Here is an 18,982-nt window from a genome sequence, read left to right on the forward strand (position 1 = left end):
GCTTATGCAATTAAGTCCATCAGAAATAAGTGGTTTAATAAAACAGAGAATTGAAAAGTTCGACAACTCAATTGAACTTAAATCAGAGGGTACTATTGTTAGCGTTGCTGATGGTATTATTACTATATATGGTTTAAATGACGTAACTGCTGGTGAAATGATTAAGTTACCAGGTGATGTCTATGGTCTTGCCCTAAACTTAAACACTGATTCAGTAGGTGCTGTAGTGTTAGGTGAGTACGATCATATTAAAGAAGGCGATAAGGCATATTGTACGGGTAGGATTTTAGAGGTGCCAGTAGGAGAGGCTCTTTTAGGAAGAGTCGTTGATGCCTTAGGTAATCCTATTGATGGAAAAGGTGAAGTTGAAACAAGTAATTCTTCGCCGATAGAGAAAATCGCTCCAGGTGTGATTTGGAGAAAGTCAGTTGATCAAGCTTTACAAACTGGCATAAAATCAATTGATTCAATGGTTCCAATTGGAAGAGGGCAGCGTGAGTTAATTATTGGAGATAGACAGATAGGTAAAACAGCTATCGCTATCGATGCGATTATTAACCAAAAAGGCACAGGTGTAAAATGTATATATGTTGCCATAGGCCAAAAGGCATCTTCTATAGCTAATATTGTAAGACAGCTTGAAGAGCATGGAGCTATGGAGCATACAATTATTGTTGCGGCAACAGCTTCTGATTCAGCAGCGTTGCAATATATCGCACCGTATGCGGGATGCTCTATGGGTGAGTACTTTAGAGATAATGGTGAAGATGCATTAATTATTTATGATGATTTGACTAAGCAAGCTTGGGCTTATAGACAGATTTCACTTTTATTAAGAAGACCGCCTGGTCGTGAAGCTTATCCAGGTGATGTATTCTATCTTCATTCAAGATTGCTTGAAAGAGCAGCAAGAGTGAATGAAGAATGGGTTGAGAGACATACTGATGGTAAAGTAAAAGGTAAAACAGGCTCTTTAACTGCATTACCAATTATTGAAACTCAGGCTGGTGATATTTCTGCATTTGTCCCGACAAATGTGATTTCTATTACGGATGGTCAGATATTCCTTGAGACAGACTTGTTTAACTCAGGTTTGCGACCAGCTATTAATCCGGGTAACTCGGTTTCTCGTGTTGGTGGTGCTGCCCAAACTAAAATTATTAAGAAATTAGGTGGTGGTATTCGTTTAGCTCTTGCGCAGTTTAGAGAATTGGAAGCATTTTCTCAGTTTGCTTCGGATTTAGATGAGGCTACAAGAGCACAATTAAGTAGAGGTCAGCGAGTTACAGAGCTTCTTAAACAAAATCAGTTTTCTACTTTGTCAGTAGCTTTGATGGCATTATCGCTATATGCCGCAGATAATGGCTATTTGGATAGTTTGGAAGTGTCAGATGTAATACCTTTTGAATCAGCTTTACATTCTTTAGCTGAAGATAAGTATGCAGATGTTATCAGCGAAATTAGTACAACTGGTAAATATGATGCTGATATTGCTGATAAGTTGAAAGCAATTGTAGAAGACTGCAAAGCAAATCAAGCTTGGTAGGAGTGTAGACTATGTCTAATGCTAGAGAAATACGTTCTAAAGTTGCCAGTGTTAAAAACACTCAAAAAATCACCGGTGCGATGGAACTAGTTGCAGCGAGTAAAATGAGAGGCGCAATTGTTAGGATGAATAATGTACGTCCTTATGTTGAAAGTGCGAATGCTATTATTAAAAATGTTACAGCTGCAAGTATAGATTATCCAAATCCTTATTTATTTGACAGAGATGTTAAAAGAGTTGGTTATATCGTTACTTCTACTGACAGAGGTTTGTGTGGAGGCCTTAATATAAATCTTTTTAAACATCTTCTTAAAGATATAAAAAAGAATATAGATAATAGGGTTGAGATTGATATCTGTGTTGTAGGCTCAAAAGCTCAAACTTTCTTTGCGAAATTAAAAGGTGTAAATATCGTTGCTACAGCACACTATAATGATAAAGATAAAGAAGCAAGCATTAGAGCTATAAGTGGCGCTGTTAAGGTAATGTTAGATAAGTTCACCGACGGTGAAATTGATAGGTTGTATATGAGTAGTAATCGTTTTGTGAGTACTATTAAACAGCAACCAAAACTGCAAACACTGCTTCCAATTCAAGATATTTTCACTGATGAAGAAATTAAAGCTAATAAAGAACAAGCTTCTAAAGGTCATTGGGACTATATCTATGAAAGAGATATAGAAGAAGTGCTTAATGCTTTGTGTATTCGCTATATTGAGGCGCAAGTTAGAGGTGCAATATTGGAGAATGCAGCATGTGAGCAAGCTGCTCGTATGATAGCTATGAAAAATGCAACTGATAATGCTAGCGATATCATAGATCAGTTGAAACTAGATTATAATAAAGTAAGACAAGCTATGATTACTCAAGAGCTTGCAGAAATATGTTCAGGTGCGGCAGCAGTTTAGGAGAGATAAATGAGTACAGGTAAAATTATTCAGGTCATTGGCGCTGTTATTGATGTAGAGTTTTCTCGTGATAACACTCCAAAAGTATATGATGCTTTAAAAGTAGAAGAAGTTGGACTAGTATTAGAGGTTCAGCAACAAATAGGTGATGGCGTAGTACGTACTATCGCAATGGGTTCAAGTGATGGACTTAGACGTGGTATGGAAGTTATGAATACAAATGCTCCTATTTCAGTACCAGTTGGTCAAGGTACATTAGGGCGTATTATGAATGTTTTAGGTGAGCCAATTGATGAGGCAGGTCCTATTGAGCATACTGAAACAAGATCGATTCACCAGGCTCCACCTGCATACGATGAGCTAGCTCTAAGTACAGAGATTTTGGAAACAGGTATTAAAGTGGTTGATCTTATTTGCCCATTTGCAAAAGGTGGTAAAGTAGGTCTCTTTGGTGGTGCAGGTGTTGGTAAGACTGTAACAATGATGGAGCTGATTAATAACATTGCTAAAGAGCATAGTGGTTATTCAGTATTTGCAGGTGTTGGTGAAAGGACTCGTGAAGGTAATGATTTTTATTATGAGATGAAGGACTCTAATGTATTAGATAAAGTATCTCTAGTATATGGTCAAATGAATGAGCCACCTGGGAATAGACTAAGAGTAGCTCTTAGTGGTCTTACTATTGCTGAGGGATTCCGTGATGAGAAGCGTGATGTACTAATGTTTATTGATAATATTTATCGTTACACTCTTGCTGGTACGGAGGTTTCTGCTCTTTTAGGTCGTATGCCATCAGCGGTTGGTTATCAACCAACTTTAGCGGCTGAGATGGGTGCTTTGCAGGAGCGTATCACATCTACTAAAACTGGTTCTATTACTTCTGTTCAGGCAGTTTATGTACCAGCTGATGATTTAACAGATCCGTCACCAGCAACTACCTTCTCTCATTTGGATGCGACTATTGTATTGTCGCGTCAAATTGCTGAATTAGGAATTTACCCTGCAGTTGATCCTTTAGATTCAACATCAAGACAGTTAGATCCTCTTGTTGTGGGTTATGATCATTATGAAACAGCTCGTGCGGTACAAAAAGTACTTCAAAGATATAAAGAATTAAAAGATATAATAGCAATTCTTGGTATGGATGAGCTATCTGATGAAGATAAGAAAACTGTAGATAGAGCTCGTAAAATTCAGAGATTCTTATCTCAACCTTTTCATGTTGCAGAAGTATTTACAGGAAACCCTGGTAAATTTGTATCTCTTAAAGATACGGTTGCTAGCTTTAAAGCTATTGTTGATGGTGAATATGATCATTTACCAGAGCAGGCTTTTTACATGGTAGGGTCTATACAAGAAGCTATAGAAAAGGCAAAAACCCTATAAATAGGATAATTAGGTATGACAAAGAATTATCTAAAAGTCGATGTTGTTAGCCCATTGGGATCAGTGTTTAAAGGTGAGGCCGATATGGTGAGCTTGCGTGGATCTGCTGGTGAGATGGGTATAGCATATGGACATACAGAGTTATTATCAACTATGCCAGCTGGTGTGATAAATATTAGAAAAGACGAGCATGTTGATGTTTTGTATGTTTCTGGCGGTATAATTGAAGTTACTCCTACACGAGTGACTGTTATGGTTGATGATATGGAGCGAGCTGAGAATTTAAACCAAGCAGAAGCGGAAAAAGCAAAAGCTAGAGCTCAAGATGCTCTTAATAATCCGGATGCGTCTAAGCTTGATATTGAAGATGCTAGTAAACGTCTTAAAGAAGCTGATGCTCGTCTTAAGGCCCTTAATTCTTCTAAAGGTCTATATTATTCAAAAGAAGATTAATTCAATTATTGTATAGGTGACTTAGAAAATAAGTTATATCAAATAAAGCTCTATAAAGTCGTATAAAATAACTTATAATATATATATTATAATATTTATGCTGTATATATTTATATGACAAAAACCTTCAAATGTATTATATTTTTTATATTATTTTCAGCTTTTGTTGCGGTAGATTTACAAGCAGAACCATTGGCAAGTATAGCTAATAAAAAGTCCGAAAACTTGCTTCCGAAAAGGATCATAGCTGGTTTTTTAGATATTAGGACGCCTGGTTCAGCAACTAGGGTCAATATGCAGCTGGCAAAAGCTGATGGCTATAATGTTATGATTATTGCTTTTGGTGAAGTATATGGTACAAATATTGGATTTTATACCTCAGATAGTGCATCAGATATTTCTGCACAAACTACAGTGGATAAAATTCGTAATGCTAAAGCAGCTGGTATGAAAGTTCTTTTGGCTCTTGGTGGTGCTCCAAACACCTTTCATCCAGGTATAAAACCAGGTGATCCTGATCCTAGGAGGCTTGGAAAAGATATGTCAAAATCTCAAATAGGTGTTTTGGCTACTAATATAGTTGATTTTTTAAAAAGCAATAATATTGATGGTATAACGTTTAGTCTGAAAAAATTTATATCACCTGATTTTTTAGATATTTTATCTATGCAAATAAAAAAAATTGATCCATACATAGTGATAGCTGCTGAGCCAGAAGTTGATGATTATAATTTAGTTACTTCTGGAAGTAGTAATGATTATGATCAAGTAATTCATGATGGGTATATCGATTATTTATTTATACAAGAATACAATACTTTTCCAGAGTATGATCCGGCTTTTATTTCTAAAAGTTATTTAAAAATAATTAAAAATTCAAAAATTCCTTTAAAAACCAAAGTTTTAATCGAAGAGCCTACAAATGCTGTTTCAGGTGCTACAAACACTATTTATCATCCTGAAGCTAATGCTACTAAATCATTGACGACTAAAGAAGCAGTAAATTTGATGCTACCACAACTCGAGAAATTAAAATTTAAGCCTAGATTTGCAGGTGTTGCAGGTTGGTCTTTAAATACAGATTATGCAGCAGATTTATATGGGGATTCTTTACATAATCCTGGCTCTTTTGCTAAAGGGCTTAGTCATTGTATATATAAAAACATATGTGCATCGGTTACTAATAAAATTGATGGTCCTATGGTTGCAGGTTTCTTAACATTATGGGCTAAAAATAGCTCGTATAATATTTCTGGTCAGCAGATCAACACATCTCCAGTAAATATAAAAATGCCTAAGGATCAGGAATATTGCGATGAAAATCCGAGCATGTGTAAGTATGATGTTATTATTGCGGCATATTTATCCTATAATAGTAATGAAGGCTTTCAATTAACTTTTAATGAAGAAAATGGAAGTTCTAAAAAAATATATACTCCTAAGCAATTGCAAATTTTTGTTAATTATATGAAGTCAAAAGGTAAGCATGTTCTGATTTCAGTTGGGGGTAAATTTTCGCATATTGATTGGCAAACTATTAATTTTGAAAAACTTATTGAAATTGTACAAGAATATGGATTTAGTGGTATAAATTTTAATTTAACTGATTCAGATATTCCTAAGGGTAAGAGAGATATAGAGGGCGCAGCTAGAAAAATAGATAATCTTATGAAAAAAATCAAACAAGATGACTCTGATTTTTGGTTAACTTTTTCACCAAATTGGCACTATATAGTTGCACCATTAGCTAAAAATAATAAAGATAATGTTCATGCAAGTTATAGTTATCTTGATTTATTGGAAGCAGTAGGAATAGATAATATAAATTACATATGGCTAAATACTTTTTCAGAGAAACCAGCTGATGGTATATCAAGTTTTGATAAAGATAGTAATGGTCAGTACCTAAAGATTTCTCCGGCAGATGGGTATGCAAAATTTTTAGCTTCTTTAGCTTGGACGTTGACAACAAAAGAAGGTTCAAATATAAATAGACCAAAATATAAATTAGATAAACCTTTTGTGATACCTGCTAGTAAGTTGGTATTTGTAATACCTGCTACAGAGGGTGCTGCGCGAAGTGGGATGATTTATGTGCTTTCAAAGCAGGATATGAATGACATTATTGATTTAATGAAAGAAAATAAAGCCTCTTTTGCTGGCTTTGCAGTTTGGAGTATTGATTTTGATGCTACAAATATTAAGCAAGGTGACTTGAGTGATAAGTATTCCCATCGACCATGGAGTACGACTGACGCTATTTCAAATATAACTTTACCTCCAGTTGTGCTGCAAATATCAAGTCAATTGGGTTCAGAAAAAAAGAAAATAGAGGCTAAATCTAAGGATCATATTATAGATACTGGAATTATTAATTATCCCGATCAAATAGGTTTTTATGATGATAAAACTATAGTAAGTTATCAAGGGAAAAAATATAGGTGTATTTCGAATTTAGAGCTTAGATTTTGTAATGATAATGCCTATATTCCTAATGGACTTTATGGTTATTTAGCTTGGAATATTGTCGATGATAGTAATCATTTAGGAGAGAAACATCTTCCTAAAGCTATCGTCAAAGGTGAAGTTTTAAGATATCCAAATAGTATTGGCAATTATCAATCAGGGCAAGTTGTGATTGTTGGTGATAGAAAATATGAGTGTCAATTGAATAAGCAAGTTTTATGTAATAGTATTTCATATACCCCAATGGGGAGTAAGGGCTATAGTGCTTGGACTGATGTGACGAATGATATAGTTTATTTGGATGAAAATAAACAAACTAAACCAGCTGGAGCTAATTATATTTATCCAAATTCAATAGAAAGTTACTCAGGTGGCACAATAGTGGCACTTGGGCAAGAGCTTTATAGGTGTAAAGTTGGACCTGAGTCTAGTTTGTGTTCAATGGAGGCATACGATCCAGCTGGTAAGTATGGTTCAGATGCTTGGACAAAAGTAGATAGATAAGTTTGTATGTATTTATTCTATTGTGTCAATGATTTCTTTTAATTCGCCTGATTCATTCATTTCCATAATTATATCGCAGCCTCCGATTAGCTCACCCTTGATCCAAAGTTGAGGGAATGTTGGCCAATCAGCATATTTTGGTAAAATAGCTCTAATGTCTGGATTTTCAAGAATGTTTACGAAAGCAAAAGGTTTTCCACATGATCTAATTGCTGTAGCAGTGTGCGCAGAGAATCCACACTGTGGCATATTTGGAGTTCCTTTCATGTATAATATTATGTCATTTTCTTTTATTTGCTTTTCGATTCTATCAATAACTTTTTGTTCTTCTGCTGTGTACATTTATTCTTTCCTTTTTATATTAATTAAACAACTAAGTTTAGAAATTTTATTTAAAAGATGATAGCATAATATACTAAATGGGTATAGTGCCACGATATTATAAAATTAATCAGATTTGAGATGGAGAGTAATAAAATGAAATTTGAACTACCAACACTTCCTTATAGTATGGATGCTTTAGAGCCAACAATTTCGAAAGAAACAATTGAGTATCACTATGGTAAGCATCATCAGACATATGTAACTAATTTAAATAACCTAATTGAAGGTACTGAGCATGACGGTCAAAATTTAGAAGAAATTATCAAGAGTTCTTCTGGTGGTTTGTTTAATAATGCTGCTCAAGTTTATAATCATACTTTTTATTGGAACTGTTTTTCGCCAAAGAAAACTGAGGCTTCTAGCCAATTAAAGGCGGCTATAATCGAAGCCTTTGGTTCGTTAGATAACTTCAAAGAACAGTTTTCTAAAGCTGCAATTACAACGTTTGGTTCAGGTTGGGCATGGTTAGTTAAGAATACTAAGGGGAATCTAGAAATAGTAACTACAAGTAACGCTGGATGCCCATTAACAGAGAATAAGCATCCTCTACTTACTTTTGATGTTTGGGAGCATGCTTATTATATTGATTACAGGAATGCTAGACCTAAATATATCGAGGCTTTATGGGATATTGTGAATTGGGAATTTGTTTCTGAGAAATTTGCAAAATAAAGCTATTGAATATAAAATTTTATTTATTTCCTTCTTAACCTACTTTCATTTCACAGAATAAAGTTTTTACGAAAATATTGATGTTAATCAATTATTCTAAATTAGCCATTAATTTTATTTTTCCTTTATAAATATAAATTACAATTGAAATGAGTATGCCTATTGTAAAGCTAAACATAAAAAGTCCTTCCCAACGATATTGGCTTTGAATATACCCTGCTAAAGGCCCTACAAGTACTCTGCCCAAAGAATCAATCGAGCTTAATATTGCAAATTGAGTGGCAGAAAATTTCATATTTACTAGACTCATGATTATGGCTACTAATATTGCTGTACCCATTGCACCACAGAAGTATTCAATTGCGACTGAGGAAACCATTAGATAATAATTTTTTCCTATAATTGCTAGTGTGACATACATTAGATTTGCACACGCCATAATAATACTAAAATATAAGAAACTTTTATAAATGCCAATTCTCTTTGCAATTAGACCGCCGGCTATTAAGCCAGCTAAAGATGAGAATAAGGAGAATGCTTTGTATGAAACGGCAATTGTTGTTTTATCAAAACCTAAGTCAACAAAAAATATTGAATTTAATGAAAAAGCTATTGCATCTGCGAGCTTGTAAGTAATGATTATAGCTAATATCACAGTGGCTGTGTATACACCTTCTCGAGTAAAAAATTCTATAAATGGTAAAATAAAGGCATCTTTGAGACTTTTTGGAGATGTTTGATAGACGCTTTCTTTTAAGAATAGGCTATATAGCGGGCAAATAGCAAAGAATGGTAGAATCATAAGCCACGCAAGGTTCCAGTTATTATCTAAGCTATCAGCAATAATTAAAACTATAGAGCCAGTTACAAGCATTCCAATTCGATAACCCATGACAGCAATAGCATTCCCTAAAGCTCGCTCTGGTTCTGTAAGAATTTCTGTCTGATAGGCATTGATGGCAATATCTTGAGTTGCTGAGATAAAGCATATTAAAAAGCCTATAAAAGCTATTGTAAATGGTGAATCTGCTGGAGAAAATCTACTCATAATTATAATTAATAAAATTAGAATTATTTGCGTGGTTAGTATCCATCCTTTTCTTCTGCCTAATTTCCCAATTCTTATTTTATCTAGAAAGGGAGCCCATAGGTATTTAAAGGTGTAAGGTATGGCTATGAGAGTTAAAAAACCAATATCTTGAGTTGCAATGCCATTATCTTTGTACCATAAGAATAGTGAGGATGCAGTAAGCATCAGTGGTAACCCAGAAGCATAGCCAAGCATTAACATACTAAACATTTTTGTTTGCTTAAAAGGGGCTGTTAATTTATTCATTAATGTCGGTGAGCTTGCCATTATTCTACCATTTTAATTTCAAATATAATTAGTAGAATGCTAGTGCAAAGATGACTGAAAGTAAATAAAGAGTGTTAGAGAAAAAATTAGAAACTTCTGCTAGTAGCTCCAGTATAAAGCTGTCTAGGACGTCCAATTTTCTGAGCTGGATCATTTATCATTTCGATCCACTGAGATATCCATCCTGAAGTTCTAGCTAGTGCAAAAATAGCAGTAAACATGTCTTCAGGAATTCCCATAGCTTTAAGGATTATGCCAGAATAGAAGTCAACGTTAGGAAATAATTTTCTATCGATAAAGAAGCTGTCTTGAAGGGCTATTTCTTCTAGTTTTTTAGCGACAGTTAAAAGTGGATTGTCACTATTGCCAAGTTTAGCTAAAATTTCTTCACAATTCTTTTTCATTGCGGTAGCTCTTGGATCTGTGTTTTTATAAACCCTATGGCCAAAGCCCATAAGCCTAAATGGATCATCTTTATCTTTAGCTTTTGCGATATATTTATCAATATTTGTAATGTCACCAATTTCTGATAGCATCTTTAATACAGCTTCATTTGCGCCACCATGAGCCGGGCCCCAAAGAGCTGTTATACCCGCTATTATAGCGGCATATGGGGATGTGCCTGTGGAGCCAGAAAGTCTAACAGTTGATGTCGAGGCATTTTGTTCATGGTCTGCATGGAGCATAAATATGGTATCCATTGCTTTAACATGAAGTATATCTGGCTTATAGTTCTCATCTTCCCCAAAAACCATGTAGATGAAATTCTCAGCATAGCCATATTCAGGCTTTGGTTCTAGGAATTTTTTACCTTTATTATGTCTATATGCTAGAGCTGCTATTGTTGCAATTTTAGCCACAATGTTTTTTGCAATATCTTCTTGAGAATCTGACTGTTTATTTCTGATATGTTCAGCTGCAAGTACATTTACACCGGCAATTAGTCCTGACATTGGGTGAGTGTGCTTTGGCATTGCAGATATCGCTGCTTTAACATGCTCACAAACGGTCATTTTAGAGACGATTTCATTTCTAAAATCTTCTTTTTGTTGCTCTGTTGGCAATTCCCCATATATTAGGGCATAACATAGACTTCTATAATTTGATTTTTCTGTCCATTCTTCAATAGGGTAGCCTCTATGCAAAAGTATACCTTTGCCGCCATCAATATAGGTGATTTTAGATTCACAAGCTGCTGTGGACATAAATCCTGGGTCATAAGTGAAAACACCATGTTTTACTAGCGATGAAACATCTATGCAGTCATTACCAAGGCTAGGAGAGTATACTGGTAATTCTAATTCAATATTTTTTTCTGCATACTTAAGAGTTGCGAATTTGCTCATTTTAAAATGGCCTCCAAGTAAAAGAGTTGATCAATAATTAATGCAAATGAGTTTGCAATTAAAAAGACACTCCGTTATATAAGTTAATATACTCCAGGGCATCATTACTGGGGAATAATAAGCTAAAGAATCCCCTATTGCAAATAAAAAACTTTATAGTTTAACTAAGTTGACATTTTATGAGAGTTTTTTTGCTTAATATTTTATTGCTTTTTAATGTTAATCAAATTAAAATCAAAACTTTGCGTAAATATTTGAATTTTTTGGTGCAAAAATATATCATTAATGTGTTGTTTAATATCGGTTTACGCCCAATTTTATTTGTATACGAAAATTGCTTCGGAGGAACATCGAGCGTGAAAAAAATTACTAATATTGATTTGATGTCAATAAAGTCGTATAACTTTCCTATTACTGCCATTAGTTCTATATTGCATCGCATATCAGGGGTTATTCTGATTATTGCAATACCATTGGCCGTTGTGGGTATGAATTATTCTCTTGCTGGCCCTGATGGTTATGAGAAAACAGTTGAAGTTTTAACTAAGGGTTGGGCAAGCATCTTTTTTTGGATTTTTTTAGCCGCTATAACTTACCATGTATATGCAGGTATTAGGCATATGATTATGGATATTGGGTTTGGTGAAAGTATGAAGGTTGCCAAGGCTACATCGCTATTGGTTATTGTATTAGGTGTCTTATCAGCTATCTTGTGGGGGTGTTACTTATGGCTATAACTTCATTAACTTCTTCTGGAATTAAAGACTTCTTTGTACAAAGGGTTACCGCTATAATTATTGCCATATATTTTGGCTATCTTCTTGTGGAAGCTCTATGTTTGTCACATGCAGGAGCTTTGAATTATGATAGTTGGAGAGGGCTTTTTACTGATGGTATGTTTTTTAGAGTGGCTACATTAATGGCTTATTTAGCAATGTTTTTTCATGCTTGGGTAGGTATTTGGATAATATGTGGTGATTATATTAAGTGTGCATGGGCTTCTACATTGGTGATGTTAAGTTTTGTTTTAGTTTATGTTTTCTGCTTTTTCTGGCTATTTGCAGTTTTATTTTTCTACTAAGAGGTTATTTTTATGGGTATAGCTACGCAAGAGTTTGATGCTATTGTTATTGGTGCTGGTGGTGCTGGTTTGAGAGCAGCATTTCAGTTATCGCAGTCTGGATTTAAGACTGCTGTTGTTTCTAAGGTTTTTCCTACAAGATCTCACACAGTTGCAGCTCAGGGTGGCATTGCTGCAGCACTAGGTAATATTAAGTTTGAAGATGATTTACCTTCCGATGACTGGAAGTGGCATATGTATGATACTGTTAAAGGCTCTGACTATATTGGTGATCAGGATGCTATTGAGTATATGTGTGAGCATGCACCTCAGTCAATCATAGAATTAGAGCATATGGGCATGCCATTTTCTCGTTTAAATGATGGTAAGATATATCAGCGTGCTTTTGGGGGGATGTCAAGGAATTTTGATCCTGCCAATCAAGCAAAAAGAACATGTGCTGCTTCAGATAGAACCGGACATGCGCTTCTACATACCCTTTATCAAGGTAATTTGGCTCATGATACTAATTTTTATACAGAATGGTTCGCAGTGGATCTGGTTAAGGCTGATGATGGAAGTGTTTCAGGAGTTATTGCTCTTTGTATAGAGACTGGGGAGACAGTTTTTTTAAAGGCTAAGATCACGATTTTAGCAACTGGCGGAGCTGGACGTATTTATGAGTCTAGCACGAATGCTTATATTAACACTGGTGATGGTATGGGACTAGCTTTAAGAGCTGGTTTACCACTACAGGACATGGAATTTTGGCAGTTTCATCCAACAGGCATAGCAGGTGCAGGTGTGCTTGTTACAGAAGGTTGTCGTGGAGAAGGCGGAATCTTGCGTAATAAAGATGGTGAAAGATTTATGGAGCGTTACGCTCCTAATGCTAAAGATTTGGCATGCCGTGACGTTGTTTCTCGTGCTTCTCAGCAAGAAATAATGGAAGGTCGTGGGGATACATTTAGTGGTTCTAGCTGTGTGTATCTTGATCTTACTCATCTTGGTGAAGATGTGATTGATGAAAGACTACCTACAGTGCGTGAGTTGGCGCAAACATTTGCAGGAGTTGATCCTGTTGAGAAACCAATCCCTGTTGTTCCTACGTGCCACTATCAAATGGGTGGTATCCCAACTAATAAATTTGGTCAAGTAATTACACAAGAAAATGGTGAAGATAAAGTCATTAGTGGTCTATATGCAGTCGGCGAGTGCGCTTCTGTATCTGTACATGGCGCAAACAGATTAGGTAGTAACTCATTACTTGATTTGGTTGTGTTTGGTCGTGCTGCTGGTATGCATGCAGAACAAAGCTTAAAAGAAGGGATGAAAATAAAAGATACTTCTGAGGATAACATTCAGGAAGCAGCAGCTAGAATCAATAAGTGGGATAGTTCAGAAGAGCGTGGCTGTAAAGAAAAAATTACTGAGCTTAGGAAAGAGTTACAGCAAGTTATGCAACAGTTCTTCTCTGTATTTAGACAAGAAGATACTATGTATGAAGGGCTTGAGAAGCTATATGCATTAAGAAAAAGACTAGAGAATGCAGTTTTAGAAGATAATTCAAGAATATTTAACATGATGAGAATTGAGGCTTTAGAACTTGATAATCTTATGTTAACAGCTGTTGCTACTGCTAAAGCTGCATTAGAAAGAAAAGAGTCTCGAGGGGCTCACTCAAGAGTTGATTTCCCAGAAAGAGACGATGAGAACTGGATGAAACATTCACTTTACTTCTTAGATGGTGATAAAACATCATCACGTGGTGTGAATATGTCACCTACAAAAGTAAAAGCTTTTCAGCCAGCAGAACGTAAGTATTAATTACAAGGATTTAATATAATGGAAGTTAGATTTAAAATTTATAGATACAATCCAGAAGTTGATAATAAGCCTTACTATGATGAGTATACTGTTGAGGTAGAAAATGAAGGTGTCAAGGTTTTAACAGCTCTTGAGCTTATTAAAGATCAGGACCCAACTCTAGCAATGAGAAGGTCTTGCCGTGAGGGCGTATGTGGTTCTGATGGTATGAATATTAATGGCAAAAATCGTTTAGCTTGTATTACTTCTATAGGTGAATTAAGGCAGCCTATTAAAGTTAATCCTTTACCAGGTTTACCTGTGGTAAGAGATTTGATTGTTGATATGAAACAGTTTTATAAGAATTATGAAAAAGTCAAACCGTATCTTATTAATAATGAAGAGGCTCCAGTTAAAGAGAGACTTCAATCGCCAGAAGATAGAGCTAAGTTAGATGGTTTATATGAATGTATTTTATGTGCTTGTTGCACTACGTCATGTCCATCTTTTTGGTGGAATCCTGATAAGTTTATTGGGCCTTCAGGTCTGTTGCAAGCTTATAGATTTATCGCGGATTCAAGAGATACAGCTACAGAGCAGAGGCTTGATGATCTGAAAGATCCGTTTAGTTTATTTAGATGTAGAACCATTATGAATTGTGTTTCTGTATGTCCAAAAGGTCTTAATCCAACTGAGGCAATCGGTAAAATCCGATCAGCATTATTAAAAAAGAGTGTGTAAAAATTAAAACCTAGTATTGGGTATTTATATGAAAAATAAACAACCAGATTTTAGTCAATGGCTGGGGACAACTCAGTTCTTTGGCGGTAATCTAGAATATCTTGAATCAATTTACGATGATTATATTTCGGGCAATCATGACGGTATAGATCCAGAGTGGCTGTCCTTTTTTGATTCTGTGGCTACAGCTACAGATACTGTGCATAGAGATTTAGTTGATGAGTTTAAAACGTTAGCTAAGTATAAAAATCAGGCGGGTATGATAGTATCAGCTGAAAGTGGTGGTGTAACATTAAAAGCCAAATCTTTAGTCGAGGCATATCGTTCTCATGGTTATAAGTCAGCTAATATAGATCCTTTAGGCCTTACAAGTTTTGATAGAGATTCTGATTTGGAACTATCAACACAAGAGCTTTCTCAAAACGACTTATCTGAACAGGTTAATTTAGGTGATTTTACTAACAATAAGTCAATTTCTTTACAGCAAGTTATTAATAAAGCTAAAATGATTTATGAGTCTAATGTTGGTTATGAATATAAATATATAAGTAGCAAGCAAGAAAAGCTTTGGTTACAAAATAAAATAGAAGATACCACCCCTTTTTCTAATGAGCAAAAAAAATGGATTTTACAGCAACTAGTTGCAGCAGAAGGTCTAGAAAAATATCTTGCTCTGAGGTATGTTGGCCAGAAAAGATTTGGTCTTGAAGGAGGGGAATCCCTTATTCCATCACTACAGCATATTATAGAAAAAGCTGTTTCTAAACATGCTACACGATTTATACAATTAGGCATGGCTCATAGAGGCCGCTTAAACGTGTTGGTTAATGTGATGGGTAAAAATCCTAAAGAACTATTTGAAGAGTTTGAAGGTAAGCAAAGTGAGAAAACTTTGTCAGGTGATGTAAAGTACCATATGGGATACTCTAATTATAGAAGTTTTGATGGAAAAGAAGCGAAAATTGCATTAGCTTTTAACCCGTCACATTTAGAGGCTGTTGATCCAGTAGTTGAAGGGGCAGCTAAAGCTATTCAAGACAAGCTAGATGGTAATGTTCATAATAAGGTTTTGCCTATATTGATTCATGGCGATTCTGCTTTTTGTGGTCAAGGTATTGTGATGGAAACTTTTGGTTTTTCTCTCACAGAAGCTTATGGTACTGGTGGAACTGTTCATCTTGTAGTTAACAACCAGGTTGGATTTACTACTAGTAGTGAACTAGGAGTTAATAGAAGCAGTAATTACTCGACTGATATTGCTAAGATGGTTGACGCACCAATCTTTCATGTAAATGGAGATGATCCAGAAGCAGTTATTAAAGCAACAGATATTGCTTTAGAGTATCGTATGAAGTTTAATAAAGATGTTGTTATAGATTTGGTTTGCTATAGAAGAAATGGCCATAATGAAACAGATGAGCCATCTGGTACTCAACCAGAAATGTATGAGATTATCAAAAAGCTACCGACAACTTTGAAATTATATGGTGAGAAATTACAAAAAGAAGCTGCTATTGATGCTGACCTTTTATCGCGTTTAATTGCTAACTATCGTAGTAAACTTGATAATGGCAAAGTTACTGTTGATATTCTTGATAGAAATACTGTTAAAGATAAATTGAATGTATGTGATTGGCTGCCATACTTAGGTAAGCAAGAGTTTAAATATAGCTATAAGGCGATACCTCAAAAAACGCTTAAAGAGTTAGCTAATAAAATGTGCAATGTTCCTGAGAATATCAAAGTACAGATGCAAGTTAAGAAGGCTATCACTGATAGAATTAAGATGGCAAATGGTGAGATTCCAATAAATTGGGGTTTTGCTGAGACATTGGCTTATGCAACATTGCTTGATGAAGGCTATCCTGTACGGATTTCTGGTGAGGATAGTGGTCGAGGTACTTTCTCACATCGCCATGCAGTAGTTAAAAATATGGATACTAAGTCACAAGTAAAAGAATATGTGCCCTTAAAATCCATAAATGAAAAAGCAAGGTTTGATATTATAGACTCAACACTTTCTGAATATGGGGTGTTAGGTTTTGAATATGGTTATAGTTGTTATAGCCCAGATACTTTAGTTATATGGGAAGCGCAATTTGGTGATTTTGTAAACACCGCTCAGGTTGTAATAGATCAGTTTCTTGTATCTGCTGAAGAGAAGTGGGGTATATTATCTGGTTTGACATTATTTTTGCCTCATGGACAAGAAGGTGCTGGCGCAGAGCATTCTTCAGCAAGGTTGGAGAGATTTTTAAGCTCTTGTGCTAATGATAATATGCAAGTGTGCACACCAACTACTCCTGCACAAATTTATCATCTATTGAGACGTCAAGTCATTCGCCCACTTAGAAAGCCACTTATAGTAATGACTCCAAAGAGTCTATTAAGAAATCCAATGGCAACATCTTCGCTTGGAGAGCTATCAAAAGGGTATTTTGAAAAAGTTATAGATGATAAAAATGCAAATCCAAACAAGATTAAAAAGCTTATTTTATGTAATGGTAAGGTTTATTATGATTTGATGGCTAAAAAGAAAGGTGATTATGAAGATATTGCCGTAGTTAGAGTTGAAGAGCTATATCCAACGCCTCGTGAAGAGCTTAAAGAAATTCTAGCTAAGTATGGAAAAGTTAAAAATATAGTGTGGTTACAGGAAGAGCCGCAAAATAAAGGAGCTTGGTATCATATTAGAGGTAAAATCGAGAAATTAATAGACGTTAATCAACAATTAGATTGTGTAGCAAGGGAAAGATCCTCTACTCCGGCTGTTGGTTATCATGCTTTATATGCTAAACAGCAGCAACAAATTGTTAATAAAGCTTTAGAATTATAGAAATAATTTATTACTAGGAGTAAAAAATGGTTGAATTAAAAGTACCTATGTTCCCAGAATCAGTAGCAGATGGCACGTTAGCTCAATGGAATAAAAATGAAGGTGACTTTGTAAATGAAGGAGATATCGTAGCAGAAATTGAAACAGATAAGGTTGTTATGGAAGTTCCGGCAACAGCTAATGGTATTTTAAAAGGAATTAAAAAACAGGCTGGTGATACGGTATTATCAGAAGAGTTATTAGCTAGTATTGATGCTGATACACCGGAGACTGAAATTAAGCATGAGCCTATTGCTCAGAAGCCAACATCAAGTCAAGAATTGAGTGTGAAAGCTCCTGTATTTCCAGAGTCAGTAGCAGATGGTACTGTTTCTGAGTGGCATAAGAAGGAAGGAGAAGCTGTCTCTGAGGGAGATATTTTAGCAGAAATTGAAACAGATAAGGTTGTTTTAGAAGTACCAGCTACTTCAAATGGCACATTAGCTAAGATTATAAAGCCAGCTGGTGAAACTGTATTATCATCAGAAGTAATTGCTAAAATAATTGAGGGTGCTACTGCGGTCGCTACACCAAAAGAGTCCGAATCAAATAGTAAGTCCTCTAATTCTAGTACAGATCCACATTTGGTTCCATCAGCGCGTAAAGTTTTCAATGCAAGTGATTTGGATTCAGCAGCTAATATACAAGGCACTGGTAAAAAAGGCCGCATAACATCTGATGATGTTAAAAAAGCAGCATCGATGCCAAAAAATGAGCAAAAAGTAACTACAATAGCCCAGCAAGGTGATAGATTTGAAAAACGAGTTAAAATGACTCGTTTACGTCAGACTATTGCTAATAGACTTGTTGAAGTACAGCATTCTAGTGCAATTTTATCTACTTTTAATGAAGTTGATATGACTGCAGTAATGGATATTAGGAAGAAATACAAAGACATGTTTATCAAAGAGCATGATACTAAGCTTGGATTTATGTCATTCTTTATTAAAGCTACTACAGAGGCTCTTAAAAAATTTCCTGATGTTAATGCTTCGATTGATGGTGATGAGATTGTTTATCATAACTATTTTGATATTGGTATTGCTGTTGGCACAGATAGAGGACTAGTGGTTCCAGTTTTAAGAGACACAGATAATAAATCTTTAGCAGAACTTGAAAACGATGTTTTAGATAAAGCAATCAAAGGCCGTGATGGTAAGTTAAGCCTTGGGGATATGCAAGGTGGCACATTCACAATCACTAATGGTGGCACTTATGGGTCTATGTTATCTACTCCTATCATAAACTCTCCACAAAGTGCTATTTTAGGTATGCATAATATTGTTGAGCGTCCTATGGTAGTAGATGGTGAAATCAAGATTCGTCCTATTATGTATTTGGCTTTATCTTATGACCATAGAATAATTGATGGTGGAACTTCTGTTAGATTCTTGAAAATGATCAAGGAGCTACTTGAAGATCCTAATAGAATTCTTCTTCAAGTTTAATCTCTCTTCTATTAATTTTTCTTAAGGTAT

15 protein-coding genes are annotated in these 18,982 nt (G+C 35.2%); 12 read left to right on the top strand and 3 right to left on the bottom strand.

Annotated elements, in window-relative coordinates:
* Positions 1-4: 4 nt before the first annotated feature.
* From atpA to ACR0PV_RS00825, 5 genes are all read left to right on the top strand, one after another.
* Entirely contained in the window at positions 5-1,546 is a 1,542-nt protein-coding gene (atpA, locus tag ACR0PV_RS00805) for a F0F1 ATP synthase subunit alpha (protein ID WP_488173166.1), read from the top strand.
* Between the two features lie 11 nt (positions 1,547-1,557).
* Positions 1,558-2,454, top strand: coding sequence for a F0F1 ATP synthase subunit gamma (locus ACR0PV_RS00810; protein ID WP_488173167.1), 897 nt, complete (start codon positions 1,558-1,560; stop codon positions 2,452-2,454).
* 9 nt (positions 2,455-2,463) lie between these two features.
* The gene (gene atpD, locus ACR0PV_RS00815) at positions 2,464-3,840 is read left to right on the top strand and encodes a F0F1 ATP synthase subunit beta (RefSeq protein ID WP_488173168.1); all 1,377 of its coding nucleotides are present in this window, start codon (positions 2,464-2,466) and stop codon (positions 3,838-3,840) included.
* A gap of 15 nt (positions 3,841-3,855) precedes the next feature.
* The gene (locus ACR0PV_RS00820; protein ID WP_488173169.1) at positions 3,856-4,293 is read left to right on the top strand and encodes a F0F1 ATP synthase subunit epsilon; all 438 of its coding nucleotides are present in this window, start codon (positions 3,856-3,858) and stop codon (positions 4,291-4,293) included.
* A 114-nt stretch (positions 4,294-4,407) separates the two neighbouring features.
* Positions 4,408-7,263 carry a glycoside hydrolase family 18 protein gene (locus tag ACR0PV_RS00825; protein ID WP_488173170.1) on the top strand — a complete coding sequence of 952 codons (2,856 nt, stop codon included), beginning with the start codon at positions 4,408-4,410 and terminating at the stop codon, positions 7,261-7,263.
* Positions 7,264-7,275: 12 nt separating this feature from the next.
* Here ACR0PV_RS00825 and grxD read toward each other — a convergent pair whose 3' ends face one another.
* Positions 7,276-7,605 (bottom strand): Grx4 family monothiol glutaredoxin, encoded by a 330-nt coding sequence (gene grxD / locus ACR0PV_RS00830; protein WP_488173171.1) that lies wholly within the window; start codon positions 7,603-7,605, stop codon positions 7,276-7,278.
* Positions 7,606-7,740: 135 nt separating this feature from the next.
* Between grxD and ACR0PV_RS00835 the strand changes: the two genes are divergently transcribed.
* Complete coding sequence (locus tag ACR0PV_RS00835) at positions 7,741-8,319, top strand: superoxide dismutase (RefSeq protein ID WP_488173172.1); 579 nt, start codon at positions 7,741-7,743, stop codon at positions 8,317-8,319.
* Positions 8,320-8,410: 91 nt separating this feature from the next.
* Here the strand turns inward: ACR0PV_RS00835 and ACR0PV_RS00840 are convergent, their stop codons facing one another.
* Together ACR0PV_RS00840 and ACR0PV_RS00845 are read right to left on the bottom strand one after the other, a co-directional pair.
* Positions 8,411-9,676, bottom strand: coding sequence for an AmpG family muropeptide MFS transporter (locus tag ACR0PV_RS00840; protein ID WP_488173173.1), 1,266 nt, complete (start codon positions 9,674-9,676; stop codon positions 8,411-8,413).
* An 86-nt stretch (positions 9,677-9,762) separates the two neighbouring features.
* Positions 9,763-11,022, bottom strand: coding sequence for a citrate synthase (locus ACR0PV_RS00845; protein ID WP_488173174.1), 1,260 nt, complete (start codon positions 11,020-11,022; stop codon positions 9,763-9,765).
* 356 nt (positions 11,023-11,378) lie between these two features.
* Between ACR0PV_RS00845 and sdhC the strand changes: the two genes are divergently transcribed.
* The 6 genes from sdhC to odhB are packed head-to-tail and all read left to right on the top strand — an operon-like array spanning position 11,379 to position 18,952.
* Positions 11,379-11,759 carry a succinate dehydrogenase, cytochrome b556 subunit gene (gene sdhC, locus ACR0PV_RS00850; RefSeq protein WP_488173175.1) on the top strand — a complete coding sequence of 127 codons (381 nt, stop codon included), beginning with the start codon at positions 11,379-11,381 and terminating at the stop codon, positions 11,757-11,759.
* Positions 11,735-12,103, top strand: coding sequence for a succinate dehydrogenase, hydrophobic membrane anchor protein (gene sdhD / locus ACR0PV_RS00855; RefSeq protein WP_488173176.1), 369 nt, complete (start codon positions 11,735-11,737; stop codon positions 12,101-12,103). The genes sdhC and sdhD overlap by 25 nt, the downstream gene beginning before the upstream one ends.
* A gap of 12 nt (positions 12,104-12,115) precedes the next feature.
* Complete coding sequence (gene sdhA, locus ACR0PV_RS00860; protein WP_488173177.1) at positions 12,116-13,909, top strand: succinate dehydrogenase flavoprotein subunit; 1,794 nt, start codon at positions 12,116-12,118, stop codon at positions 13,907-13,909.
* An 18-nt stretch (positions 13,910-13,927) separates the two neighbouring features.
* Entirely contained in the window at positions 13,928-14,629 is a 702-nt protein-coding gene (locus ACR0PV_RS00865) for a succinate dehydrogenase iron-sulfur subunit (protein WP_488173178.1), read from the top strand.
* 28 nt (positions 14,630-14,657) lie between these two features.
* The gene (locus tag ACR0PV_RS00870; RefSeq protein WP_488173179.1) at positions 14,658-17,465 is read left to right on the top strand and encodes a 2-oxoglutarate dehydrogenase E1 component; all 2,808 of its coding nucleotides are present in this window, start codon (positions 14,658-14,660) and stop codon (positions 17,463-17,465) included.
* Positions 17,466-17,491: 26 nt separating this feature from the next.
* Positions 17,492-18,952 (top strand): 2-oxoglutarate dehydrogenase complex dihydrolipoyllysine-residue succinyltransferase, encoded by a 1,461-nt coding sequence (gene odhB, locus ACR0PV_RS00875; protein ID WP_488173180.1) that lies wholly within the window; start codon positions 17,492-17,494, stop codon positions 18,950-18,952.
* Positions 18,953-18,982: the final 30 nt, after the last annotated feature.

The organism is Francisella sp. AG1 (assembly GCF_057683165.1).

What these genes read in the sequence shown, in the direction of transcription:
- atpA (WP_488173166.1), top strand. Translation starts at nt 5, where the DNA reads ATGCAATTAAGTCCATCAGAAATAAGTGGTTTAATAAAACAGAGAATT.
- ACR0PV_RS00865 (WP_488173178.1), top strand. Translation starts at nt 13,928, where the DNA reads ATGGAAGTTAGATTTAAAATTTATAGATACAATCCAGAAGTTGATAAT.
- grxD (WP_488173171.1), bottom strand. Translation starts at nt 7,605, where the DNA reads ATGTACACAGCAGAAGAACAAAAAGTTATTGATAGAATCGAAAAGCAA.
- ACR0PV_RS00820 (WP_488173169.1), top strand. Translation starts at nt 3,856, where the DNA reads ATGACAAAGAATTATCTAAAAGTCGATGTTGTTAGCCCATTGGGATCA.
- odhB (WP_488173180.1), top strand. Translation starts at nt 17,492, where the DNA reads ATGGTTGAATTAAAAGTACCTATGTTCCCAGAATCAGTAGCAGATGGC.
- ACR0PV_RS00845 (WP_488173174.1), bottom strand. Translation starts at nt 11,022, where the DNA reads ATGAGCAAATTCGCAACTCTTAAGTATGCAGAAAAAAATATTGAATTA.
- ACR0PV_RS00870 (WP_488173179.1), top strand. Translation starts at nt 14,658, where the DNA reads ATGAAAAATAAACAACCAGATTTTAGTCAATGGCTGGGGACAACTCAG.
- atpD (WP_488173168.1), top strand. Translation starts at nt 2,464, where the DNA reads ATGAGTACAGGTAAAATTATTCAGGTCATTGGCGCTGTTATTGATGTA.
- sdhA (WP_488173177.1), top strand. Translation starts at nt 12,116, where the DNA reads ATGGGTATAGCTACGCAAGAGTTTGATGCTATTGTTATTGGTGCTGGT.
- ACR0PV_RS00825 (WP_488173170.1), top strand. Translation starts at nt 4,408, where the DNA reads ATGACAAAAACCTTCAAATGTATTATATTTTTTATATTATTTTCAGCT.
- ACR0PV_RS00810 (WP_488173167.1), top strand. Translation starts at nt 1,558, where the DNA reads ATGTCTAATGCTAGAGAAATACGTTCTAAAGTTGCCAGTGTTAAAAAC.
- ACR0PV_RS00840 (WP_488173173.1), bottom strand. Translation starts at nt 9,676, where the DNA reads ATGGCAAGCTCACCGACATTAATGAATAAATTAACAGCCCCTTTTAAG.
- ACR0PV_RS00835 (WP_488173172.1), top strand. Translation starts at nt 7,741, where the DNA reads ATGAAATTTGAACTACCAACACTTCCTTATAGTATGGATGCTTTAGAG.